General features: G+C 53.1%; 23 protein-coding genes. 12 read left to right on the top strand and 11 right to left on the bottom strand.

Annotated elements, in window-relative coordinates; all coding sequences use genetic code 11:
* The first annotated feature begins 122 nt into the window (after window positions 1-122).
* On the top strand, window positions 123-413 hold the full coding sequence (locus tag ACN0YN_RS28755) for a hypothetical protein (RefSeq protein WP_417388339.1): 291 nt from the start codon (window positions 123-125) through the stop codon (window positions 411-413).
* A gap of 131 nt (window positions 414-544) precedes the next feature.
* Here the strand turns inward: ACN0YN_RS28755 and ACN0YN_RS28760 are convergent, their stop codons facing one another.
* The 4 genes from ACN0YN_RS28760 to ACN0YN_RS28775 form a co-directional block, all read right to left on the bottom strand.
* Window positions 545-793 (bottom strand): PF20097 family protein, encoded by a 249-nt coding sequence (locus ACN0YN_RS28760; RefSeq protein ID WP_417388340.1) that lies wholly within the window; start codon window positions 791-793, stop codon window positions 545-547.
* A 168-nt stretch (window positions 794-961) separates the two neighbouring features.
* Window positions 962-2212 (bottom strand): Gfo/Idh/MocA family protein, encoded by a 1251-nt coding sequence (locus ACN0YN_RS28765; RefSeq protein ID WP_417388341.1) that lies wholly within the window; start codon window positions 2210-2212, stop codon window positions 962-964.
* 43 nt (window positions 2213-2255) lie between these two features.
* Complete coding sequence (locus tag ACN0YN_RS28770) at window positions 2256-3530, bottom strand: PQQ-binding-like beta-propeller repeat protein (protein ID WP_417388342.1); 1275 nt, start codon at window positions 3528-3530, stop codon at window positions 2256-2258.
* A gap of 430 nt (window positions 3531-3960) precedes the next feature.
* A complete protein-coding gene (locus tag ACN0YN_RS28775) occupies window positions 3961-6222 on the bottom strand; it encodes a bifunctional SulP family inorganic anion transporter/carbonic anhydrase (protein ID WP_417388343.1) in 2262 nt (753 codons plus the stop codon).
* 298 nt (window positions 6223-6520) lie between these two features.
* Between ACN0YN_RS28775 and ACN0YN_RS28780 the strand changes: the two genes are divergently transcribed.
* From ACN0YN_RS28780 to ACN0YN_RS28810, 7 genes are all read left to right on the top strand, one after another.
* Window positions 6521-7183 (top strand): hypothetical protein, encoded by a 663-nt coding sequence (locus tag ACN0YN_RS28780; RefSeq protein WP_417388344.1) that lies wholly within the window; start codon window positions 6521-6523, stop codon window positions 7181-7183.
* A gap of 443 nt (window positions 7184-7626) precedes the next feature.
* Complete coding sequence (locus ACN0YN_RS28785; RefSeq protein ID WP_417388345.1) at window positions 7627-8037, top strand: hypothetical protein; 411 nt, start codon at window positions 7627-7629, stop codon at window positions 8035-8037.
* A gap of 254 nt (window positions 8038-8291) precedes the next feature.
* Window positions 8292-9554, top strand: coding sequence for an NPCBM/NEW2 domain-containing protein (locus tag ACN0YN_RS28790; protein ID WP_417388346.1), 1263 nt, complete (start codon window positions 8292-8294; stop codon window positions 9552-9554).
* Window positions 9555-9892: 338 nt separating this feature from the next.
* Window positions 9893-11128 carry an MFS transporter gene (locus tag ACN0YN_RS28795; RefSeq protein ID WP_417388347.1) on the top strand — a complete coding sequence of 412 codons (1236 nt, stop codon included), beginning with the start codon at window positions 9893-9895 and terminating at the stop codon, window positions 11126-11128.
* A gap of 44 nt (window positions 11129-11172) precedes the next feature.
* The gene (locus ACN0YN_RS28800; RefSeq protein WP_417388348.1) at window positions 11173-11667 is read left to right on the top strand and encodes a HEAT repeat domain-containing protein; all 495 of its coding nucleotides are present in this window, start codon (window positions 11173-11175) and stop codon (window positions 11665-11667) included.
* Window positions 11668-11761: 94 nt separating this feature from the next.
* Window positions 11762-13060 (top strand): hypothetical protein, encoded by a 1299-nt coding sequence (locus ACN0YN_RS28805; protein WP_417388349.1) that lies wholly within the window; start codon window positions 11762-11764, stop codon window positions 13058-13060.
* 253 nt (window positions 13061-13313) lie between these two features.
* Window positions 13314-14645: a PQQ-binding-like beta-propeller repeat protein gene (locus ACN0YN_RS28810; protein ID WP_417388350.1), complete on the top strand. Its 1332-nt coding sequence runs from the start codon at window positions 13314-13316 to the stop codon at window positions 14643-14645.
* A 46-nt stretch (window positions 14646-14691) separates the two neighbouring features.
* Here ACN0YN_RS28810 and ACN0YN_RS28815 read toward each other — a convergent pair whose 3' ends face one another.
* The 6 genes from ACN0YN_RS28815 to ACN0YN_RS28840 form a co-directional block, all read right to left on the bottom strand.
* Window positions 14692-15363, bottom strand: coding sequence for a PepSY-associated TM helix domain-containing protein (locus ACN0YN_RS28815; RefSeq protein WP_417388351.1), 672 nt, complete (start codon window positions 15361-15363; stop codon window positions 14692-14694).
* A 15-nt stretch (window positions 15364-15378) separates the two neighbouring features.
* A complete protein-coding gene (locus ACN0YN_RS28820; RefSeq protein WP_417388352.1) occupies window positions 15379-16902 on the bottom strand; it encodes a DUF2271 domain-containing protein in 1524 nt (507 codons plus the stop codon).
* 80 nt (window positions 16903-16982) lie between these two features.
* Window positions 16983-19349: a hypothetical protein gene (locus ACN0YN_RS28825; protein ID WP_417388353.1), complete on the bottom strand. Its 2367-nt coding sequence runs from the start codon at window positions 19347-19349 to the stop codon at window positions 16983-16985.
* 160 nt (window positions 19350-19509) lie between these two features.
* Window positions 19510-19707, bottom strand: a complete 198-nt coding sequence (locus ACN0YN_RS28830) for a hypothetical protein (RefSeq protein WP_417388354.1) — start codon at window positions 19705-19707, stop codon at window positions 19510-19512.
* Entirely contained in the window at window positions 19704-19952 is a 249-nt protein-coding gene (locus ACN0YN_RS28835; protein ID WP_417388355.1) for a hypothetical protein, read from the bottom strand. Before ACN0YN_RS28835 ends, ACN0YN_RS28830 begins: the two co-directional genes overlap by 4 nt.
* The gene (locus ACN0YN_RS28840) at window positions 19939-20712 is read right to left on the bottom strand and encodes a tetratricopeptide repeat protein (RefSeq protein WP_417388356.1); all 774 of its coding nucleotides are present in this window, start codon (window positions 20710-20712) and stop codon (window positions 19939-19941) included. The genes ACN0YN_RS28835 and ACN0YN_RS28840 overlap by 14 nt, the downstream gene beginning before the upstream one ends.
* Window positions 20713-21205: 493 nt before the next feature.
* Between ACN0YN_RS28840 and ACN0YN_RS28845 the strand changes: the two genes are divergently transcribed.
* Window positions 21206-21550, top strand: coding sequence for a hypothetical protein (locus ACN0YN_RS28845; RefSeq protein WP_417388357.1), 345 nt, complete (start codon window positions 21206-21208; stop codon window positions 21548-21550).
* A gap of 23 nt (window positions 21551-21573) precedes the next feature.
* Here ACN0YN_RS28845 and ACN0YN_RS28850 read toward each other — a convergent pair whose 3' ends face one another.
* On the bottom strand, window positions 21574-21846 hold the full coding sequence (locus tag ACN0YN_RS28850) for a DUF3470 domain-containing protein (RefSeq protein WP_417388358.1): 273 nt from the start codon (window positions 21844-21846) through the stop codon (window positions 21574-21576).
* Between the two features lie 173 nt (window positions 21847-22019).
* Between ACN0YN_RS28850 and ACN0YN_RS28855 the strand changes: the two genes are divergently transcribed.
* The 3 genes from ACN0YN_RS28855 (at window position 22020) to ACN0YN_RS28865 (ending at window position 25315) form a co-directional block, all read left to right on the top strand.
* A complete protein-coding gene (locus ACN0YN_RS28855) occupies window positions 22020-23396 on the top strand; it encodes a sigma-70 family RNA polymerase sigma factor (protein WP_417388359.1) in 1377 nt (458 codons plus the stop codon).
* A 77-nt stretch (window positions 23397-23473) separates the two neighbouring features.
* On the top strand, window positions 23474-23782 hold the full coding sequence (locus tag ACN0YN_RS28860; RefSeq protein ID WP_417388360.1) for a hypothetical protein: 309 nt from the start codon (window positions 23474-23476) through the stop codon (window positions 23780-23782).
* Between the two features lie 120 nt (window positions 23783-23902).
* Complete coding sequence (locus ACN0YN_RS28865; RefSeq protein WP_417388361.1) at window positions 23903-25315, top strand: sulfatase; 1413 nt, start codon at window positions 23903-23905, stop codon at window positions 25313-25315.
* The last annotated feature ends 13 nt before the right edge of the window (window positions 25316-25328 follow it).

Consider the following 25328-nt stretch of genomic DNA (forward strand, 5'->3'; position numbering starts at 1 on the left):
CAGCAAATCGAAAATGGTTCACTCATCTTCAAACCCGCTGCCATTCCCCTGACCAGGCTCGGCGAAAATTACTGCAGCCACTGGTACCCGAACACCGGCTTTTAAAAAGGATCGGTCGATCGATGAGTTTTGTTCAGACTCTTGAACTTGATCAGATCTTCAATCTGGCCGAAGGGGTGCTCTGGATTTCGATTGCGTCTGTGTTTCTCTTTCGGCTGCGACACATGCAGCAAAACAGAGACTTATCGATCGCGAGTGTCATCGCGTTTGCTCTGTTTGGAGTCTCTGACTTCATCGAAGTCTCGACCCGTGCGTGGTATCAACCCCTTTCGCTATTCATTCTGAAAGCCTGCTGCGTTGTGACGCTGGTTACTGTATTCATCCTTTACAGCAGACGTCAAAAAGCGAAGTAATGCAGCAAACCGTATCAGTGAATTAAATATACCATACCGTCTGCGGCAGCGTCCAGTGGCGCAGGAAAAGCGAATCCGAAACAACCATAGTGAGCCCTGCCCCTCGATGGTCAATTAAATGCAACAACCGGTTACTCCGCATACGACTTCAGCAAACCACATTCGGGGCAGCGATAGGTGAATACTTTTCTGGTTCTGGAATCTTCCACTTCGACAAACTTCGTTCTGGTTTTTGTCTTCATCCCGAAAAATGTCCCCCCCAGGCTTTCAGGATCGTCAGGATGCCACAAAATCTGCAGCGCCCCCAGAAAGGTATTATCAGGGATGAACCCTTTTTCCATCTGCATATTACAGTCAGAACAATGCGGTGTTACGTTCATCAATGTCTCCAGAAAGTGATATTTCAACAGCTCTGACTGAATGAAACGCATCTGGCTCACATCAAGATCACCGAAATTTCAAAAAAACAGGAAAGACCGGGATCGGGTCCGCGAAGCTTGTCTTCTGGTCCTGCTGTTCCCGGTTCAATCCCTGGCCGGGAAACCGGGTCAAACTGAGATTTCAAAACCCGGGCGAGGTTCGCGGCTTAACAATGCATTCGCTTCCTCATCGTCCACAAATTCTTCCTTGAGCGGATCCCACTGCAGATTGCGACCAAGCAGCAGGCAGATATTTGCCAGATGGCAGGCGGAAACGGCGCGATGTTGGGTGAATACATCGGAGATGGGCTGTTGACGCGTGCGCACACAATCGAAGAAATGTTGTATATGATTAGTGGGAATCTCGCCTTCGTAGAGCTTCGCGATGGCATCATCCGGGAGCGGGTAGTCTTTCAATCTCTCGACAGGTTTACCACTGAGAACTTCACGATTTACGAAGAACCGCCCCTCTTCCCCTTCAAAGAGGATCCCCTGTCGGCCTGTGGAACTGAGATTCACTATCTGATTGTCAGCATAGCGGAATGTCAAATCGTATTGAGTGGCATTGTTGTAGCCAGCGTTTAACGGGGGAATCTCGCCATTTCCCGTAATGAAACGGGGGCCACTGTTTTCCATGCCGATCGCCCACTGAGCAATGTCGATATGGTGAGTACCCCAATCGGTAATTCTTCCCCCGCTGTATTCACGCCAGTTACGAAACAGGAGCCGTTCCCGGGCAAAGGGGACATCGGGTGCCTGCCCCAGCCACATGTTCCATTCCAGTTCCTCTGGCACATCGTTCTGTGGGAACGGGCCTCCGGACGCCCCTCCTCCAATGCTGACATTTACACTTTTCAATTGACCGATACGCCCCTCGCGGAGCAGGACAATTGCTTTGAGAAACCGATGATCGTACTCTGATCGTTGTTGAGTTCCAGCCTGAAACACCCGGCCCGTTTTTTTAACAGCCTGACAAATCTGTTTGCCTTCTTCGATTGTCAGTGAGATCGGCTTTTCGCAGTAGACATCTTTGCCGGCAGACATGGCTTCGATCGCGATTTTCGCATGCCAATGGTCGGGGGTGGCAATGATAACCGCTTCAATATCCTTACGGTCCAGGACGCGTCGGTAGTCTTTACAGGCATCGGCAGTCATACAGTTTCGCCAGCATCTGTCGAGACTTCGCTGATCAACATCACAGACTGCCACGATCATTCCGCCACGCCGCTGCAGGCACGTTTTCAGGACTTCGCCTGCCAGATATCGACCACGGCTGCCAGCTCCTATCAATCCGGTACGTACTACATCGCGCGTACCAAAATACAAGCCGCCAACCGCTAACCCGGCAAGGCCTGTCTTGACAAAAGTTCGTCGTCTCATGAGGTATCTCATCCTGATTTTCCTCAGCTGATTACATTCGTTACTAACGTATCGAACTTTCCTTCTGTCCTTCAGCAAGAACATCGTGCTTTGAGGCACCGATACAGATCAGTGATTGATCCGTGCGAATGAAGATCTGGTCGTTGGAGATCGCCGGCGATGCAAGTACCGGTTCAGCCAACTGGTTCATGGCTACCTGCGAATACTCTCGGCCCGCCTGGAACACATAGGTCGTTCCGTCCTCATTGGTGGCATAAATTCTTCCATCGGCAACAACCGGCGATGCAGTGAAATTTCCACGGAGGCGAGTTCGCCAGACAACATCCCCTGTCTTTGCATCCAGGCATGTCGCGACCCCCTGATCATGAATCGAATAAATCAGGCCATCCACTTCCAGAAGTGAAGGAACATCGGTCCCCCCTTTTTTCTTTGACCATCGTACGTGTGTCTCTGTCACATCACCCTGGCCATCGGCTGCAATGCATAGTATTTCGGAATCAGGATGCGAGGCGGCGGCGAAGACATGCTCTGCATCAAAGATCACAGTGCTTGCCGGTCGCTCAGCAACCCAACGACACGACCACAGCTCTTTTCCTGTCTCGGGATCATGCGCAATTATCAATTCGGGACCTGCTAACAGCAGCTGTGAACGATTGGCAACCCGGGCGATGACTGGAGAGTTATAACTGTCCCCATTGGAGCGACGGACACGCCAGACAATCTTTCCCGTGGTAGTATCGAGTGCAGCCAGAAATGAAGTATGAGCTAATTTTCCTATCGTCCCATAGCCTTTATGTTCGCCCGAAACGAACACCAGCGACTTGTCGACTACCGGAGAAGCAGAATAGCCATGATTAGCGTAGAATGGCCCCGTTTCTGTCTTCCATGCGATCTTACCATTCATACCTACTGCAGTCACCCAGAGCGTATCATCGACCACACAGGTCACATAGACATGAGTCCCATCACAGGCTGGTGTCGTCGACGCAAATGTATTTTTCTGGTGTTTCCTGCCAAACGATCCCTGAACCAGTTGTGTCGACCACTCACGGTGACCGTCATTCGTGTCATAACAGGCCAGAGATACTGTTTCTGCCTCATTGTCGGCTGTCACCAGAAATAACTGCTGTCCCCAGATACTGGGAGAACCATTGCCAACGCCTGACACTGACGTTTTCCAGATGATCCCTTCGCTGGTCGACCAGTTCAACGGGAGAGAGGAATGAGCAGCGACTCCATTGCCAACTGGACCGCGCCAACCTGGCCAGTCACGACTCGATGCCGGCACCGAGACAAGTGGAGGCGATGGAGTTTGCATTTGAGTTTGAGTGTGAATTTCGGGAAGACTTGTCGCAAAATAAAATGCGAATACGCAAAAGCCACAAATGCAAAGAACTGTTGCAGTCAGGCTGGCAAGTCTTTTGAATGAAAGATGTTTCACGAGAACAAACATTCCATTGATTGAACTGTTTGAAGCTTTCCTCTCCGAAACACAGAGAAAATCTTCGGGTTGGTTTTTGTGTGATACTCCGAGTGAATTGAAGTCTTCAGAGGATAATCGAGCGGGATTTCAGTCAGAAGACAGGAAGGCGGGAGACAGGAGTCTAGTGATTTCCCTGAATTACATCAACCCGAATTCTCGTGTGGCACGCTGCCATTTCCGGCTCGATTTCTGACCGGGTAACATCAATCAGAATCACACCTTGTGACAATCTGCTGAAACAGAACGCCGGGAGACGACGAGGCATTCATTCAATTCCCGGCAGTTGATTTCCCGTGCTGCTTTCATCAAACAGTTCGACGTAACCGCTGTCGTCGTGGTAGAGGGCTCCTGCGACCCGCAGGGTTCCTTCCTGGACACGTTTCCTAATCGGTTCGCTGGAATTCAGAATCAACTCGATTGAATACAGAACATGATGACGATGGACTGAGTACGACGCGTCATGCTGCGCGGGGAGCGCATGCGCTTCGGGTGGAATGGAAGACGCATCATCGATGGATTCGGTCAGTTGATTGATGACATCATCCAGGTGCGTCGCCTCATCACCCTGGGAACGGAAGCCGATAGACTTCTGATCGAGCGAACTGCGAATGGCGCGGCAGTGCGTGTGCCCCATCACCAGCAGCAGCGGTGTGTTGGCAATGATACAACCATATTCCAGGTTCGTTACCACTTCCGCATCAATGACATTCCCGGTCACCTGCACGCTGCAGGCATTGCCTGGTCGCAGGTCAAAGATCGATTCCACGTTCATATAGGAATCGCTGCAGCTCAAAATCGTGACGAACGCATTCGAAAGATTCAACGCGTCCTGAATATCCTGAATCGACTCGCCTCTGGTCAGTATGCCGGAGCGAAACCGTTTATTCCCTTCACGAAGCAGGATGATGACATCATCGGGGGTAAGCTGCCCCTGGGATTCTGCCGCGGTGTAATCAATCGTTTGAATTTCATCGATCAGATCATAACTCTTGCGAAAGCCACGCAGGCTTAAGTGAATGCCGCGCGCGGGAGCCGTGATGCTCTGAAAATCGGACAGCATCGTCAGGACATCCGGGTCAATGTAATCGGTTTTTCGCGCATCGATCACCACGTATCCCCCTTGCGGAATCTCCAGCAGGGCCCGTTCGATGGCAGCCCGATTGAAGAAACTGACCTGACTGGCCAGTTCAATCCGCATGATTTCTCCCCCCACATGCTTCTCCAGAATGCGGTGCAAGGGACTCCGCATATTGCTGTAGAGAATGAAACTGACACTCGTGGCCAGACCCGTCAGAATCCCGGTTAAAATATCTACCATCACAATTGTGATCGCCGTGAACGAATAAGGAATAAACTGATAACGGCCCGCCTGGTACATCTGTCTGATTAAGTTCGGACTGGCGAGCTTACAACCCGTCACCAGTAGAATCCCTGCCAGGCAGGCAAGCGGTATCAGATTGAGAAACTGCGGAATGAGCAGAAAACATCCCAGCAGGAGGAAACCATTCATGATGGCAGAGAATTTGGTCTGACCGCCCGAATTGATGTTGAGCGAACTGCGTACGATGACGGAAGTCACAGGCAGTCCGCCCAGCAGGCCAGCGGTAAGATTACCACAGCCCTGGGCAAACAGTTCGCGACTGCGGGGGGAATGTCTCTGTCGCGGATCGAGTCGATCGACGGCTTCCAGGTTCAACAGAGTCTCAAGCGAGGCAACGATCGCAATCGTGATCGCCGCCACATACACTTTTGAATCAGCCAGCGTCGAAAAATCTGGAAACATCAGGATTTGATCAAATTCTTCCAGGCTGCTGAAGACAGGCACCTGAACCATGCCTGCCCCCCGGATGTACCAGCCTGCCCCCAGTCTCGCAAAAATCAGCTGATTGATGGCGACAGCCACGGCAACCACGATCAAAGGGCCGGGAATGGGAAACCGCTTGAGTAACTGAATTCGATCCCAGATCAGGAGCAGAATGATCGAGAGAACTCCAATGGTCATCGCCCCCGCATGCCAGGGGACAACGGCCAGTGAGATGAGGTCATGAAAAATATTCTGGTTCACGAGCTCTGTAAAGGAGATATTTTTTCCCAGCGGGATGTCATATCCAAACAGGTAGGGGAACTGTTTCAGAATGAGCAACAGACCGATGCCTGTCAGCATGCCTTTCACGACACCGGAGGGGATGAACATCGAAACAAAGCCCGCCCGCAGCAGCCCTGCAATCACCTGGATCAGACCGGCGAGAGTGACTGCCATCAAAAAAGATTCGAAAGAGCCCAGCAGTGCGATCTGTGTGGAGACAACCGCAGTCAGTCCGGCAGCGGGTCCACTGACGCTGGTCTGTGAGTGACTGAGCGTGCCCACAACAATGCCGCCAATAATCCCGGAGATGAGGCCGGAGATCAGAGGGGCATTCGAAGCCAGGGCAATTCCCAGGCAGAGTGGCAGCGCGACCAGGAAGATGACCAGGCTCGCTGTCAGGTCGCGGCGCAGACTGTCGGCCAGGGTTGCTTGTCGAGACATGGCGGGTTATCTCCGGACAATCACCTGTATTCAAAGTGGAATTTCAGGATTGCGTTTTCAGGTTTGTATCTTGAATGCTTACAAAGCGAATCTTACAAAGTTTGTGTCCGCAGTGATATTCTGTCAGACAGGAAAGTGGGGGGACACGATGGTTCTGCGATATTTAAGACGGTCTGAATCGATTTGGGCTTGTCTCATATCGGTCACTTTTGATAGACCTCTTATTGTGGGAATTCGTATACCCCTGCGAAATAAAATTGATCTGATGGATTTCGTTCTGGTTTAAGGCGGATGATGCATGTTTCGGAAACTGGTAGACAAAATCAAAAGCCTGGTGCCCGAGGGTCCTCCCCCTTTTGACCCCACGACGCTGGACGATCCGGTTGCGCTGCAGACCGAATGGTCGCCGCTCAAAGCAGGTGGAGCGAACTTCTGCACGCGGAAACTGGTGCAAGTCTCGCCTCATCGTTACGAATTCAAAGCCACACTGGGAGCCAAAGCGTTTTACCTGATCTTCTTTTTCATCGGATCGGGGGCGCTGTTTTTTTCAACCACGGAATTCATCTCGAAGGGCACCGTGCTTAAGCCGGAAGTGCTCATTCCGGGTGGGGTCGGGCTGGTGTTTGCGCTCGCCGGCGGACTGATGTACTATTATGGCACCACGCCGGTTGTGTTCGACAAGCAGCACGACTGCTTCTGGAAAGGAAAGATCCCCGCCGACGAAATGCTGTATGCGACTGCCAATGAGTTGCTGATGCCGTTCCGAGAAATCTATTCGATCCAGCTCATTTCAGAACATATCAGCGGAAGCGACAATTCGTATTACAGCTATGAAATGAATCTCGTCTCCCGGGAAGGCGTGAGAACCAACGTCGTCGACCACGGCAAACTGGACCAGGTGCGTGAGGATGCCAGGACGCTCTCCGAATTTCTGGAAGTGCCGGTCTGGGATGGTATCTGAGTGGATAAAAGCAGCCCTGTTTTTCGCTACCTGATTTTGAATTCGTTTCAGAGAGTCAGAAGTATGACGAGAAAATTTATTGTAATCATTACTTTCATGATGCTCTCTTACGTGGTGTCATTCTTCCTGGTCGTCGCTGCACCGTGTAGAATATTTCAGGTTGACAATGATTGGGAGAAAATTCAGCTGGTTCACCGTATCTATGATCCCTTTTTCCTGATGATGCATCACTCTGACAGGATCCGTGATACAACAATTCAATTCTGCTCTATCACAGGTAACCTGGATAATTTTTCCATGTTGTACTGGATGTATGAAGCACCGTATATGGACATGGATTAACATGAAGGAATATCAAAGTGCAGTTCGTCTATTGAGCACTCTCTCCTACACTTTCTTACAGCGCTTAGCTCTTTTCTCATTCAAACAATCAGAACAACGCCATGAAACACTCAATCATCGTCCTTCTGGCTTTACTCCTCATCAGCATGAGCGCCAGTTGCACTTCCAGGGGAAACGAAACGCTTCGCACGATCTCGATTAACATTCTCCCCGAATCTCACTGTGCGGTCATTTTGCATGGGCCGGATTCCAATGGTCGCTACTACTACAGCATTGCGAATACGGCAGAAGGCGCGGTGGAACGATATGATACCTGGCCGTTTGGCACAGGCACGATTGATCCCGAGGCAGCGCCGATTATCCGGCAGGAAGGCCCGGGGACATACAGAGTCACCCTGGCAAAAGGTCCCGATGCAGAGTTTGTTGTGGTCGACACGCTCCAGAAACGCATCATCAAAGACTCGAATCCAGAGAACGCACCAAACCGTCCCTTTAAAACAGAAAAGCAATAAAGGCAAAACGAAATCAGAACGAACTCTTTTTCTCAAGGTTCATCTTCTGCTTTCCGTATGAAGGCCGCACCCTCTTCAACACCGTATAGTTGGACTGATTTGCAGCCATCAGCTCCGGTTCCACCCATTTCAAAGACGCATTCTAATCAAGAAACACAAGCCATACATGCTTGCTCCCTGTCAGGCAGAGGTTTAGAATCGAATTCTCTCGATAGATTGTCCGAACACAGATTGACCGAGGAAGAAAAATGCGCATGCGTTGTCTTGTATTTGGATTAATTCTCCTGACTGTTTGCGTTTCTCCTTCACATTCACTCTGGGCCTGGGGGAAAGGGCATCGGCTGATTCGACTCTGGGCGGTCGCCCGGCTGCCGGAATGGCAAACCGAACTGATCGGACAGGAGAATCTCACCCGCCTCTGTCGAGATTACACCTCGCTGCAGGACAAACACGCCGGCGGAAAAACGCCGCAACTGGATCCCTATTGCGTCGTGCCAGGCGTGCGGCTGTCGCTGCATGATGTCAACCCGCCGACACAGTCTGCGACCGCCATCCAATGGTACCTGGAGCAGATCGCCGACAACCTGCAGGCGGGCAACACGGATGAAGCGATGAAGTTCCTGGGAGTCCTCTGCCACTGGAATGAAGATCCGGGTTGTCCCTCAGCGCACAGCAGCCCTGTCACAGAGTTGCAACTCAAGACACTGCTCCCTCCCCCCAAAGACAAGGCACGCCTCAATTATCTGTTTGGTGCAGGAGGCTTCATGGATGCGGGAGATTATCAACTGGCGGAGGAAAAATACACGCCCCGGCTGCTGGGACGGACGCGAGCCGAAGCGGCGCTGCGCATCTATGAACATCAGAAGTTGCTGCGTCACCATGCCGCGGCGCACATCATTCCCATCGTGCAGGACACGATGCAGGGAGACGGAACCAAAGCGGACGAACACCGGGCAGCAGCAGCCCTCGCCAACGGAAGGCACACAGCGGATGTCATCTTCACCGCAATCTGCCTGGCAACAGATCACATTGACGACCAGGAGTTTCTGTTCGAAGAACAGTCACTCACCGACTGGCTACCTGACTTCCGGGGACGGATGATTCCCCACCCCTATTATGTGAAGCCGTTCCTGGTGAACCAGGCGATGGACGTAAAGCGGCAATTGCATCCCCTGCAGATCGGCACAACCGCATACAAAACCGGCTATGGTATGGGAACTCCATTCGAACTCGACTTCGTCCTCGCCCCGGGAAATGTCTTCACACGTTTCACCTGCGATGTCGGCCTGCATCCCACCGCGGGAAAAAACGGGGAGGTGATGTTTACGGTCGAAGCGAACGGCAAAGAACTGATCCGCACCAAACCGGTTCGCGTCGGAGATGAGCCGATCCAACTGGACGTCCCCCTGCCCTCGTCTGAGGTGTTGAAACTGTCTCTGAAAACGATTGCAGCTGAAGGTTCCGAACCGAGCCACAATCTGACAGTATGGGGCAAGCCGACGTTGAGGACTGACTAAATCCAGCGCTAAAACTGCCCGAGGCTCACCATTCAAGTTGAATGGGATATGCGAAGGCGAATCGGCCCTGCGTAATTGGTTCCGGCTCCCGCTTTTTGGCCTGTTGACGAATCAGCAACCAGCGGAGACTGGCATGAAACGTTCTGATCTGAAACAATCACCACTGACGCCCCCTGGTTTGCAGTCGATTCCCTGAACGTCTGCTTCAGCCGGGCGGGCCCTGAACCGGAAACGCTGGCTGGTGTCCCTGTTACAGATGCCCTCCCGTATCCGGATCAGATTCTTCCTTTATGAAGCGCCCTGCTGAGAGATCGCTTTTCAGATAGATACGACGTGTGATGACAATGACAACCCGACAGGAAACCCCGCCTGCCTCACAAGCGGGAGAAGGAAACTCCGCTCCTTCCGCCCCACGTTTAAGTAAAAGTATGACCCTGCTCATGGCGACTACGGTCGGCATGGTGGTCGGCAACATGTATTACATGCAACCTCTGTTGGGTTTGATCGCCATAGACCTGGGACTGACCGAAGGCGAAGTCGGCAGTGCCGCCACCTTGTGCCTGATTGGTCAGTCCGTGGGCATGCTGCTGGTTCTGCCTCTGGGAGATATCTTCAATCGCCGTCCCCTGATTCTGATCTCGGTCTTCCTTTCAATCTGCGCGCTGCTGTTCGTGGGAACCTCTCACGGAGTCGTTTCGCTTTCACTTTCCTGCCTGGCGCTGGGACTGGCGACCACGGGCACGCACATGACGATTTCCCTCGCCGCCAGTCTGGCCAGCCCGGAACAACGCGGGCAGGTTGTCGGCACCGTGGTAGGCGGACTCCTGACTGGCCTGCTGCTCTGTCGCACAATCAGTGGATTCCTGGGAAAGCTGATCGACTGGCAGTTCATCTATTTCCTCGCGGCAGGCATGCTCGTCTGTCTGTTCATTCTGCTCTGGCGTTACCTGCCTGGCACGCAGCCACAAATCCGCATGCACTATTTTCGCCTGCTGACTTCGATGTGGAAGATCTTCCGTACACAACCCGTGCTGCGGGAATCGTGTCTGTTCGGCAGTATGAGCATGGCGGCATTCTGCGCCTTCTGGATGACGCTGGCATTTCACCTCGAACGCCCCCCTTTGAACTATGGAAGTGATGTGGCCGGTCTGCTGGGACTGTTGGCCATCGGTGGCGCGATCACCGCCGGGCTGATCGGACGCCTGGCAGACCGGTTCGGGGCCCGGCCGATCATCGGGCTGTTTCAGCTCTTCACCCTCTCCTCGTTCGGCATTTTTTATCTCTGGGGAGAATCCCTGCTCGGACTGGGCATCGGCGTTGTGGTGATGGACCTGGGCATCCAGGCGGTCCACGTAGGCAATCAGTCACGGATTTACAGCCTGGCCCCGGAGGAACGCAATCGCCTGGGCACGATCTACATCGTCACCTACTTCGCCGGCGGATCACTGGGCGCCGCCGCCAGCGTCTGGAGCTGGACGCATTACGGCTGGTCGGGCGTCTGTGCCATCAGCGCCCTGTTTCTGGTCGTTTCAACCCTCTACTGGGCCTTCACGGCACGACGGTATGCCGAGTGACGGGTAAATAATTCCTTACACCTTTATTTTCTATGAGGTTAGTCATGCGTGAAGACCAGGTGATTCAGCTGTGTAAGGAATTGCTACGGGGATGTTCTGAGGAGTCCCTTGACAATAACTCATCGCCCATGCCTTCCTACCTTCTTGACATTTACTTTCGAGTAAACTTTGCCAAAGAATTAGCTAATCACCCCATGTCAATTATGATCTCGGCGACTTTATTGCGATCTGCTTTAACAGCGAATGAGGACGATCGTATTCGAATTGAATCTGTGCAACAGTTATTAAACACTGACAGTCCATTTGTCGAGCTGGTTCTCTTTGGCTTATTGTTCGATGAAGATGAGCTGATGAGAGAGACCGCTGTTGAAGGTCTGGCTGTAATTCGTAGTCAGAATCTGGAACTGGCGTTATCAATTATATCTGATGATGAATTTACTGAGATCCCTGACACATTACGGAAAGCGCTAGCGGGAGAATATGATTCCATAAAATTATATCACATCGATCCACCACCCGACTGCCAGACATCAGACTGAGGTATAAAAAGGGTGGTTAGGACTCATGATAAATTATATCATTCCAGAAAACTCCTGAAATAGAAATACTGCGCTCGAAAGTGAACGACATCTAATGAAATCTTCAACGAAATATTCGAAACGCTCCTGCACACTGCTCCTCACATGGTTACTGACTTCACTCTCTGCAGTCCCTGCCGCTGAGCCTGTTACGCAACCTGCTCCCAGTGGTGTCGAACAGGCGCATGCGGAATTGTGGGGCCGATTCGTTGATTCGTACGGCATCATTCATGACTTTGTGGGGGATCTGCCGACGCCGGAAGATTGTCGGCTGGGCAAACCCAACGCGATTGGCTGGTGGAGTCCCATTGAAGACGGTCCGATGTTTACGGGCCTGTATCTGCCCGCTCTCTGTGAACGGGCTCGACGTACTGGCGATCCGGTTGATAAAGAACAGGCACGGCGGCTGGCACGCGGGTTGATAAAGTGTGCGTCGGTCTCAGAGGTGCCGGGCATGATCGTGCGCGGCGTGGGAACGGACGGCGTCTGCCATTATCCACTCGGTTCCGACGATCAGACGCATCCCTGGTTTTACGGCCTGCATGTGTATGTGATGAGCGATCTGCCCACTGCCGACGAACGGCGGGAGATCATCGCGAAAATGGAGAGCGTCGCGAACGTGCTGGAGTCGACCGGCTGGCGCTGTCCCGGCGATGGCGCGTTCAAAGGTCAGTTTCGCGGCGGTTACACAGGCCACCTGTTCCGCGATGCCGTTCGCTATCTGTATCTACTGCGGGCCATGCATGCCGTGACCGGCGATCAGATCTGGCTGGACCGTTATCAGGCAGCACAGGCGGCGTTCCCCGAAAATGCGAAGAAATCACGGGCGGAAATCTGCGCAGAAGGTTATGCCAGAGACCGCGACGCCATTCGTCACATTGACACACACCAGCTCTGGATCTACGTCGGCTCCCAGGCTTCGCTGGCACAACTTGTCGCGATGGAAACAGACGAAAAGCTGCGGGCACTCTATCAAACAGGCTTAAAACTGAACGCCACGCAGGCCCTTGAATCGCTCAAAGCCTATGCGAAGTTCGACAACCAGGACACGAAAGTCTTCGGCAATGCGAACTGGCGGGCCGTTTACAATACGTGGTTCTCGCAGAAGACCCAGGCGGACGCCGAACGTCTGGCCCGTACAGGCGATAAAACTCTACGCGGCGAACGCAAGTCGTACGAACAGGCCTGGATGCAAAACCCGCTCGCAGCAGCAGCGATTGTCGCCCTCGCCGATGACGGTACGCAGCGCCCTCTCATTGAAGCCGCCATCAAGCATTATGATTATTCCAAAATCAACATGGCCACCTTCTTCTTCGCCGAATGCGCGGCTTATGCCCTGCCCGAACCGAAGTGAGAACTAACTTTACATCCTCATCCGGAACTCATCTAAGCGGCCTCTGATCTCTGTCATAACCAGTTGGTCAATGTACTATTCTGTGATCGCGTGCTAAGATGCAGTCGTGAGGATCACCGCCTTCAAGCCGGGCAGGCTCCGTGAATCATTTTCGGAGGAAACCATCCGCGCACGCCGCTGCACGCTCCGGTCAGCCGACGCCATCAGAACCGGACGCGCTTTCCCTGAATTGAATCATATGAGGATTGAACGAATGAGTCTGCGTATTGTCGTCCTGCTGTTACTGCTGTGCACTTCAAAACTCTCTGCCCAGGATCGCTGGCCCGGTTTTCTGGGAGCGGATGCCTCGGCTATCAAAGCCGATTCCGTTCCCACCAGCTGGTCGCCTGAGAAAAACCTGGAATGGAAAGCCGACATTCCCGGCTATGGTCAGTCGAGCCCGGTCATCTGGGGCGATCAGGTGTATGTCACCTCCGTGGAAGGCCCCAACAAAGAAAAACTGCACGTCGTCTGCTACTCCCTGCAGTCCGGCAAGCAGCTCTGGGATCATGTGGAACCTTCAACGTACCCTGAGAAAAACAGCGTGTATATCAGCCGGGCAGCCCCCACTCCGGTTCTGGATGAGAATGGAATTTACGCCTACTTTGAAAGTGGCGACATCGTTGCGGTTTCGCATGCCGGAAAACGGAAATGGGCAGCCTCACTCACAAAACGTTACGGTGCTCCGCAGAATAAATTCGGACTCTCCGCCTCTCCGGTGCAATGGCAGGATCGGCTGATGATTCTGATTGACGACGAAGGCCCGTCCTATCTGACCGGGGTCAGCAAAGCCGACGGCAGCGAACTGTGGAAGACTGACCGTAAGAGCCGCGTCAGCTGGAGTTCCCCCATGCTGGTTCCGGTGGATAAAACTTTCCAGGTCGTCTGCAGTTCCGCCGGTTCTGTCGATGGCTATGATCCCCAGACAGGGAAACAACTCTGGACCTACGAACAAGTGGGGGGTAACAACAAAACCAGCCCCCTCCCGGCTGGAAATGGACAATTTCTGATCGGTGCTTCCCCCGGACGGGAAGGCGATAACAACGAACTGGCGAAAAAGTCGAACGGCCTGTTTGAAGTGAAACAGCAGGATCAGACCTGGCAGCCTCAGTTTGTCTGGACCAACGCAAGCCCGGTCCCTTCCTGGGCGACTCCCATCGTCTACCAGGGAAATGCGTACTGGGTGAACCGGGTCGGCGTAGTCTACTGTCTGAACGCCACCGACGGCAAAGAAGTTTTTACCAGCCGCATTAAAGAATCCTGCTGGGCCACACCGGTCGGCCTGGGAGATCACATTTACTTCTTTGGCAAAAACGGAGTCACCACGATCTTGCAGGCGGGCAACGAATTCAAAGTCGTTGCAGAAAACGAACTCTGGACCGAAGACGCGCCCCCTGTGAACAACATTCCGACCGCCACTGAAGACTCAGAAGAACGCCGCCGCTCTGCAGCCATGTTCTCCCGCCCGACCCTCTACGGTGCCGGCATTGTGAACGGTTACCTGGTGCTGAGAACCGGCAGCCAGCTGTATTGTATTCATCAGTAGAACCGGGGATCGAAACTTAAGCCGCAGTCAGCCCCTCTTCCCGGAATCAGGGCACCCAGAGTGCCCAGGCGGCAACCAGTAGAATGGTTCCGGCGAGGGCTGTCAGCAGTCCTTTGGTGCGGCGTTTCTTCAGATAAAACAACAGGCCGAATCCGGAAACTGACAACAGAACCGTGATGATCGCAGAGATGTCGATAACCCAGCTCCACTGCAGCCCCGAGTCGCGACCTTTGTGCAGATCGTTTAATACCGAAATCACGCCGGTTGTGGTCTCCGTCAATGTGTACTGGTTCGCCGTCGGATCGATAAAGATGTCCGCCGAATAGCCGGGGCCTTTGAAGACCACCATGATGTCATATTCATTGATTTCAAATTCGCGCACACGACCTTTCAGTCCATGCTCGCTCCGTAACCACTCGGCGATCCCCAGTTTGTCGACCTGAAAAGGGGAGCCGGCTGACTCGGCGTCTTCTGCTTTGGCATTCGGTTGACCGGCAACGATGGCAAGTTCGCTGGGTAACTTCCCGGAAACATCACGGACCGACTGTTCGCTCGCACCGAACCAGGTCGGATGATTCAACGTGATGCCGGTCACCGCAAAGAAGATCAGCATCGTGAATCCGAGCATGGAAATATAGATATGCAACCAGCGAAACAGAGCTGCGCTGGTTGCATACCACGATCGGTTGCGCCGTGGCGGCGCGGAAGGCTTACTCATCTGAGAGGTAGACTCTTACTTCGTCGCCCAGGGAATGTATTCGAATGACGCGTTTCCGATTTCGACATTGCCTGGCAGTCCCTGTTTACTGATCGGATCGGCCCGCAACTCTACTGGTTTGCGGATGATCTGATAGGTACCATGCTCCCGTGCGACCTCGATGTATAATGTATACTTCCCGTGAGGCAGCGGTTTGCCCTGGTTATCGGTGCCGTCAAAACGGGCCTGATATTGACCAGGGCCCCGAGTGGCTGCGGAAATGGTGCCGATCAGTTCTTTGTCTTCGGCCAGTTTACGAAAACGATCATTCCGATACCAGCGTGTCAGGTCGCGATGCCAGCGGGGGCCAGGCTGTTTCGTCTGCATCCAGAGCAGCGCGGTTTTGACCGGGAAGCCATCTTCGTCTTCCAGCCAGATGGCCACATAGGGACGTCGATAGCGGCCTCCTTCAGGGCGATTCAATGCGAAGTCCACTTTCAGACCAGCGGCTGGCTTGTCGTCAGTTTTCCCCTGCACCTCAGCGGCAACCAGAGCTGCCTGCCATTCCGCATTGCCTGCAGGCCAGCCGGCTGATGCCTGAACGGCCCCGTTGTTCGCCAGCAGCAGACACTCGAATCCGTCCAGCGATTCGATCAAAGCCAGTCCTGCGGTGATACCCAGCACCGAGACGGCTGTCGCAGCGGCATCCGCGTCCATCGCGGTGGGAGCGATCACAGAGGCACTTTGAATCTGATCGGCGGGAAATCCGCTGCGCGGGTCGATGAGATGCGAATACCGGCGCCCTGCAATTTCAACAAAGCGCTGGTAACCCCCACTGGTCGCCAACGCGAGTTCGCCTGACTTCCGGAAAGTCATGAGCGGGGCTGCGTTTTCGGAGATATCGGCGGGGTTGGCAATCGCAAACTCCCGCGACGCCGTTCCCACCTGACGAAGATCACCACCAATGTTGATCACCAGCCCGGTGATACCGGGACACTCTGACTGAATCTTCTGACAGACGGCATCGAGAATATACCCTTTGCCCAGAGCATCCAGGCTGACCGCCAGCGTATCATTTCGTTGAATCGTTCCCGCAGCAGTGATCTTCCAGGGTGCTTGTGTGAGCGCGACTGCAATCTGGCGTCGTTCTTTTTCTGACGGCAGCTGCTGTTGCTGTGCTGCCTGTTTCCAGAGTTCGGAAAATGCACCGGCACGGACATCAAAAGCACCGCCGGTCAGCTGTCGCCATTTTTCAGCTCTGTTCAGAACGATCAGCAGGTCTTTTGAAATCGAAGTCTGTTTTGAACCGTTCTGCCACTGCATTAATTCACTGGCGGGATTGTGCCGACTGAGAATCTTCGCCAGCCGATCGATTTCTTTTAACGCCGCTTTTTCGGCCTGTTCTGCCCGTTCTAGAGAATCCGCATTCACACGCAGTTCGAGTGAGGTCCCCAGAACATGTTCGTGTTGAAATCGATATTCCCCTGCATTTGCCTGGCTCATGAAGACCAGGCTGACCTGCGCGATGACTGCCAGCAGCAGCTGTTTTGAAACGTTCATTTATGGAAATCTTTCCTGAGTATTCTTATGTGTGATGAATCCGGGTTGAATGTGAGCGTCAAGGTACGGCCAATTGCCGATCAGGGTGTTTTTGTGTTCGCGGTCTCCTGCTCCGTTTTGTTCTCATCCGATTTTTTCTCATCGGTCTTGTTGTTAGCATCGCGGGAGGGGCGTCCTGGTCTTCCGCGTCCCGTTCGACCATTCTCAGGAGTCTCGGACCGGCGCTCTTTTTCGATGACGGCAGCCGCTTCTTCCACCGTAACAAAACCGTCCGCGTTCTGATCTGCCTTCTTCACAAAGTCAGCCATCCGTTCTCCCAGTTCTGCGCCGCTGAGCTTGCCGTCTTTGTCGGCATCTTTTCGCATCAGGCTCATCGCTTCCTGTTTCGCCTGTTGCGCCGGATCACGACGTCTGCCACTGAAACTCATAGAAGCCACCTCTTCCGGCGCTGTCTCAGGAGAAGGATCCAGCAGTACGAAGCGTGCCAGTCCATCCTCTGTTTTATCAATGCCATAAAACAGCAGACGACCATTCAAGTTAAACATCGTCATGGAAGGATCAACGCCGTTCAGCTCCTCGGCGACCACTGTCCACTGATCCGTCTGGGGAACGTACACTTCGAGCGACCGGGCAGGAGAGAAATGACCATCGACGTTCGTAAAGCCTCCGAACAGAAACAGCTTGTCTCCTGCTGCAACCAGGCTGGGAAAGACGCGGGGCGTCTTCGGAGCAGCTGCAGTTTTCCATGTCCGTTCTTTGAAATTGAAGACATCTACGGTCTTTGCAATTCCGGCAGCTTGCGACAGACCACCTACCAGATAGTATTGATCATTCAGTACCGCACCTCCGAACGAACGTCGTGGTGTGGGGAGACTGACGCCAGGCAGTGGAGCCGGTTTGGAATCGTCGCCCCACCAGTGCACGATGGTTTTCAACAGTTCGCGATCTTTGCCTACCATACTGCCGCCAAAGCTCCAGATGGCATCTTCATAAGTCACGGCATCAAACATGGCACGCGGCTGGGGCAACTGCACCGGGCTCTTGCTCCAGGCCTGGGACTCAGGATTAAAGCGGTAGATTGATTTGAGTGAAGTAAACTCATTCCCCTCAAAGCCCAGTCCCCCGGTAATAAAAATAGATTCGTGCTTACTGGTCTGCGAGAGAGAGACCGCACTGCCACTCTGCAGTGCCTGAGGCATCCCCGGCAGCTTTTCGACAGTCTGCCGGGCAATGTCGAAGACAAACGCTTCATCGACCAGGGTTTCTTTCGTAAAGTTATGCGGTGCGCGGCTGTTATTCCCGCCGAACGCATAGAGCTTGAGTCCGTCCAGTACCAGCAACTGGCTCTGCTTTGCCTGGCCTCCAAAATTGACCGACCACGAAACCTGTTTGGTAAAATTGTTTTTGTCCGAATCCACGCGTAACGATTCGACAATGCCGATCCGTCCTGCAGTCATTGAGGTTCCCCCCAATGCGACCAGCCGCTGCTCTGATAGAGGCAACAGTCGTAAGAACATGCGGGGAAACAGCAGACGATCTGCCACTTCCCATTTACTGTGATCGGCACTCAGGCGATAGACGATCCCCGAACCACCGGTGTAATAGAGGTGTCCACCGGTAGCAAAGGAACTGGTAGCGAAGCCGGCGGTGGAACTGTCTGCTTTTAATTCGGGACCGGCGGACCAGCTGTCGGTCTGTGGATTGTAAACGGAGACTTTCCGGGAAATGCCCCGTTCCCCGATTCCGCCCAGCAGATAGATCCTGCCGTCAAAGGCCGCCAGTGAGATGGCCCGCGTGTTATATCCGGGTCCTTTGATGGTGTGCCAGCCCGCTTCGGGATGGTCCAGGTCAAACCGCAGGATGTCTTCATGCCAGGGCACATCGCGCGATGATTTTCCCTGCAGATTCCAGCCCCCCGCGACATAAATGGATCGACCGAGTACGGCGGCATCGAGTGAAGAACGGGGTTCCGGCAGAGGCGCCAGTTCCGTCCACTTGTCTTCATCAACGTCATAACGCGAGAAAAACTGAGTGGAGTTAAAGTTGGTCTCTTCTCCACTCGTGTTCAAGAAAGAAAGCCCGCCAATCCGGTAGAGATATTTTCCATCGGTCACCAGTGCCGTACTTTGAGCCGGATGATGTTTCGCCAGTTCTTCCCAGTTTGCATCAGGATCATCCACTTTGATACGACGGAAGTGATCCGCCAGCAGATCGCGGCCTTCGCCATGAGCATCTCCGTTATGTCCGCTGAACACGTATAAATAATCGCCCAGCACGGCGGCACCAAAACTGGTGAGAGGCTCCAGCAAGGGCTGATGCAGAACCGCCCGTTTGCTGTCAGTTTCGGACTGTGCAGCGGGTTGTGCATCCTGCTTTGATTTCTTTTCCTGCGGCGTACCAGCCTGCGTCAGTGGGGACGTAGACAGGAACAGAGCCAGTATCAACATCCACACACTTCTTATTTGAATTCTCACCGCATTGACTGAGTCAGACATCGTTTCAAAGCCTTCAATTGTTGAATTTAAACGAGGACAAGGACCAGTGACGATCCTTCCGTTATATATTTTACCGTTCCGCAGAACAAATCTGAAATTCAGTGGCTGATCTTCAGTGGCCGGCGTGGCTCCCGTACTGCCGGGACATTTTACCGGGTGAGCTCTGAAACAGTCGCGCGACCTCTTCAGAACGACGCAACCAGTTATGCAGCCGAGTCAGGATCTGATTCAAAACCATAATCAGCACCAGCAAAAAACCGATGGTGCAAAACAGAGCAACGTGGATTACAAACAGTTGCATCAGATTCATGAAACCCCCTCCTCTGCGACCTGCTGTGGCGGCAGACATTCTTCGACGAGATACGCATCCAGAAACACCAGGCTCTCTTCGCCGGAACAGGAGAAGTCCACTTCCAGGAAGCCATCAGCGCGGACGGAGCGGATGCGGCCGGTCTTTCCCTGGCAGGATTCGTATCCGGCGACTCCTGCCTGCAGCTTCACGTAATAAGGCTTATTGACCGGTTCCGTTTTGACAGAACGTTCACTCTTCATCATTATTGACACACTTCCCTTTTCTCTGTGCGCGTTTTACTTCTTCGACTCTGTCCATGCAGGCAAGCAGACGTCGATGGTCGCCTCCTGCATGAAATACTTTGATCAGCCGCTCCAGACAACACTCACACTGCAGCCGAGAGATCTCCCGCAACGACAGTCTGGCGACGTACTGGTAACCTTCTTCGGCGCGATGCAACTGGCTGAGAAATCCTGCCAGTCCGATGCGGTACTCCAGGCATTCCGGCGCGAGTTCAATTGCGCGCAGGATTTCCTGTTCGACACAATTCGGGGGATAACCCAGATAGCCCATCGAATGCGCCAAGTTGTAATGATGCTCGGCAGTCAGTTGCGGACCGCGGTCTTCTGACGAAACCTCACGTTCATCCTGTGGTTCGAAGTCAGCCAGTTTCTGGAAACGGTCTTTGAGCTCCGAGCGAAACCGGGAAGAAATCCCTTCTTTCGCATACAGGAACCGGAACATTTCTTCCGCCAGTTCTCTCTGACCAGAGTGCAGATAACAGTCAGCCAGTGCCAGCTGTGCGCGGTCGGAGAGAGGAATCAAAGTGGTAGCCGTCTCCAACGCGTTCTGGGCCAGTTTGAAACTGGTCAGCTCGCGAAACAGCATACCGCTCAATTCCCACACACGACCATCGTGGGGAAACTGCTTCAGCAGTGCCCGTGACAGACAGAGTCCTTCATCCCAGCGCTCAGTTTCATAACAGCGCGACAGTTTGTTCAAGTCTTCTTCCGTGGCATACATGATTAGCGATTCCTGCAATCAACGGCCGGAGTGACTTGAGGGAGACGTTCCATCAACGAGAGTATGGTGGAATCAGCAATGTGAAATGCCATCAAAAATACCTCTTTAACTTACGGGTTGGTGTGAGGTGCTTGCTGGCAAATAAGCTGGCGGGCGACACGATTTAATTGAGACTGAGTCTCAGTATCTAATGTTTCAACCAAAATTGCAAATCAAATTGAAAGCAAAATCTGAATTTTTCCCATTTCGAAAAACGGCGGAAACGCTGGAAAACCCGTGATAAAATGACCTTTTTGTCACATATCACCAGGAAGAAAACGAGAGGCGGCGGTCTTCCTGCCCGTTTCGCAGCGCTTCATCCCTGAATCGTTTGCCTGGATCACTGCAAAACCAGCCGGTTTTAAATTCGCTTACTTATTAAACACTTGACAAAACAGGGACGCCCCAACAGGATCTGGACTTTTAACCAGATGTGTACACTTGGAGGGATAAAGTGCTCAACTCAGTAAAAGCGTTAGTCTGCGTCCTGTTTTTTCTCACACTGATCTCAGTGCCTTTGATGTTTGAAACCGACGCGCGAAAAACGGCCAGATCAATCGAACTCATCAGGAAACATGCGCAAACCGCCGCGGCCCACAAAGGTGCCATCGCAACAAACAAACAGGAATTTTCCGATGCCTGGGACCGGCCCATTATTTATGAGTTTGGCCCCGATGTCATCGTCGGAACGTCATCCGGCTTTGATGGAAAAATAGGGTCTGACGATGACATTGTGATCGTGATCAATACCAGCAAATTAAAAAAGATGCCCACAAACTTCCCGAAAGCGGAAAAGTAAAAAGGCCTCTTTCTAACTGCGCCTCATTTCAAAGGGGCCTTCCTCTCGGTAATGGGGGGTGTCTTGGCCGCCATCTCTGCATTGAGTTGGATAAATTCCTGCCACTGGTCCGGGACCTCGTCTTCGTGAAAGATGGCGCCGATCGGGCATTCAACGCGACACGCATCACAGTCGACACACTCATTCGGATCGATATAGAGCATCTGATCCCCTTCGCGGAAACATTCACAGGGGCAAACGACGACACAGTCTGTGAATTTGCAGCCATCACAGGGGGCAGTCACAACGTAGGCCATTCCGGGTCCTTTCTCAATGAATTTCGAACTTACAGGAGCGATCTGGCGTCTCTCCTCTTAAGTGCATCCGGTTTACTGATATGATTGGCCAGAGAATCTCTGAAAAAATTCGAAAGTCGCTCGGGACATCTCCTGAAATTTGATAAGTCGAACTAAGGGAATCGTTTACAAAAGTGTCGAACCTGAATTCACAAGAGCTGCTGCAGATGTACCTGGCAGGCCAGGGCGAAGCGGCGACCGCCATTTTTGACCGCTACGTCGCCAGGCTGATTGCCCTGGCGCGCAGACGCATCGGTTCGAAACTGGGGCGTCGCGTCGACGCCGAAGACATCGTTCAATCAGCTTACCGCAGTTTTTTTGTGCATGCCGGCAACGATGAGTACCAGTTGAACAAAGCGGGTGACTTATGGCGGCTGCTGGCCAGCATCACACTTCACAAGCTGTACGGACAGATTGAAAAACACACGGCGGCCAAACGAAGCCTCAACCGGGAAGCCCCCACAGATCTCGCCACAGCTGCAGCAAAAACGCCGGAACCTTCCGCAGAAGAAGTTGTCGCGATCATCGAAGAATTACATCTGGTGATCCAGGAGCTTCCGCCGGAAGAACGTCTGGTCCTGACGGCAAGTCTGCAGGGACAGGAGAACCCCGAGATCAGCCGATCCCTCAATAAATCGGAACGAACGGTCCGCAGACTACTGGCGAATGCCCGACGGAAAGTGGAGCAACGATTATCGCAGAGTGACTCCACGGATGATGTCTCCCGTAGACCCGAAAGGGAGCCTGAAGCCCCCCTGCTCTATTCGGATTATGTTTTAGAACAGCTGCTGGGTTCGGGTGGCATGGGAAAAGTATATCGCGCCAGAGTGAAAGGGACACAACAAACAGTGGCAGTCAAGGCGCTGCACAAAAGTCGTCAGTCTGATCAGCGCGCGGTGTCCCAGTTCGTTAAAGAGGCACAACTGCTGACCAGATTGCATCACCAGAATATTGTACGCGTTGCAGGTCTGGGTCGATTCCCGGGGGGAGGCTACTTCATGGTCATGGACCATATTGATGGCATCGACCTGCAATCACAACTGGATGTACAACCCTTTTCAATCCAGGCTGCTCTGAAAATTCTTAACAACGTGACGGACGCAATCGGCTACGCGCACGATCAGGGAATCATTCACTGCGATCTCAAACCGGGAAATATCCTGCAGGACAAACAGGGTAATGTGCGGGTGACGGATTTCGGCTTCGCGTTTCTGATCGCCGGTGATGCAGCAACAAGCGGAAATCACATTGGAGGCACAACGGGATTTATCGCTCCGGAGATTCTGAGTGGCCTGAATCTGCCAGCGCCAACAACAGACATTTACAGCCTGGGCGTCCTGTTGTGGAGTTTGGTCACCGGCAGACTGCCCGAGAAACCGTTCGCACTAAGCAATGTAGATAAGAAACTGACACCAGTTGCCCGCATCGTCAGTCGCTGTCTGTTCGACGATCCTCGGGAACGCTATCAGACAATTACCGAATTGCAGCAGGAGTTGCTCGCGTTAGAATAACCGGGAAAGCGATTCCTTCCAGGAATCGATTCGCTTCTTTTTCCACCAATGTTATCACGAATCAGAAACTATCGATCATGAAACTGAGTAATGACTTCAGTGGAGCTTTACGGACATTCGCTTATTTTATGGCAAGTGGGACACACTACATGCTCGAGGATGTGGACTACATAGAGCTTTATGGAAATGAACCCGGTTCCATAGAACAGGCATTCGCAATTTTTACTAATGTGCTTGAGCTTGATAAAAATGGACAGGTCCTGAATTTTACTTACGCACAGAAACGAGCTACCGATTATCTACGGTCGTACTGTGATCCAGGCTTTTCCGTGACGCCACCGTTTGAGGACTGGGAAACAAAACTATATGGTCCACCCGCCAGTTAATCACCCTTGGCGTTGCAATTGGTACGTCCTCTGTCGGATAATTGAGAATTCACATTCATCATTATAGAGACCAGTCGCATCTGCACCGCAGAGACGACTGTTTGATAAAGGACGCTCACCATGCTCACTCGTTTTTCTGTTTTCCTGTTACTCTGTTTCGTGATCACTCCCGCCTGGGTTCAGGCAGAACAGCAGCCCAATATTTTATTCATCCTCACTGACCAGTGGCGGGCGCAGTCGCTTGGTTATGCGGGAAATGAGCAGGTCAAAACGCCGAACATCGACGCGCTGGCCCGAAAGAGTGTCAACTTTCAGAACGCGGTTTCCGGCTGTCCGGTCTGCTGCCCCTTCCGCGCGTCACTGATGACAGGACAACGTCCCTTAACGCACGGTGTCTTTCTGAACGACGTGCAATTGCCAGCGGAATCGGTCACGATTGCCGAAGTGCTGGACAAGGCGGGTTACGAAACCGGATTCATCGGGAAGTGGCATCTGGACGGACGGGGGCGCACGTCCTTCACACCTCCCGAACGTCGACAGGGATTTGAATTCTGGCGGGCACTGGAATGCACGCATAACTACAACAAATCATTCTACTATGCCGACTCGCCCGAGCGACAGACCTGGGAAGGCTACGATGCCTTCGCCCAGACGCGCGTCGCCCGGCAGTTTATTCGCAACCAGTCGAAAGCGGGACAGCCGTTTCTGCTGGTGATGTCGTACGGTTCGCCTCATAATCCGTATCATACCGCTCCTCCGGAATACCAGAGCATGTATGATCCCGAGAACATCAGGTTGCGTCCCAATGTACCAAAAGATCAGCAGGCCGCCGCGAAAAAAGAACTCGCCGGTTACTATGCCCACTGCAGTGCGCTCGACGACTGCGTCAGCGATCTGCTGGCCACACTCAAAGAGACCGGCATCGACGACAATACAATCATCGTCTTCACCTCCGATCATGGCGACATGCTGCATTCCCACGGACAGATCCGCAAACAGAAACCGTGGGACGAATCGCTGCGGGTGCCGATGCTCTTCCGCTTAAACGGAGCAGAACATGACAAAGGTCGCACCGTCGATGCACCGATCAATTCCGAAGACCTGATGCCCACGCTTCTGGGACTTTGTAAAGTATCGATTCCCGAAACCGTCGAAGGGCTGGACTATAGCGGCTATCTGCGGGGCGGGAAAAATCCCTCGGATGGTGCCACGGTCATCACCTGCCCTTCCCCCTTCGGTGAATGGCAGCGGAGTCGAGGGGGAAAAGAATACCGGGGTCTGCGAACGACCCGTTATACTTACGTCCGCGATCTGAAAGGTCCGTGGCTGTTGTACGACAACCAGGCGGATCCATTTCAACAGCGAAACCTCTGTAACGTACCAGCAGCTGCAGAGATCCAGGCCGAGCTCGATGCCCTGCTCAAGAAAAAAATGGCCGCCCAGAATGATCAGTTTCTGCCCGGCGGAAAGTACATTGCCAAGTTCGGCCACAAGGTCGACCCGAAAACAGGAACCGTGCCTTATACGAATTGAGGAAAGCAGAAGC

Source organism: Gimesia sp., assembly GCF_048260065.1.
Taxonomy (GTDB): Bacteria; Planctomycetota; Planctomycetia; order Planctomycetales; family Planctomycetaceae; genus Gimesia.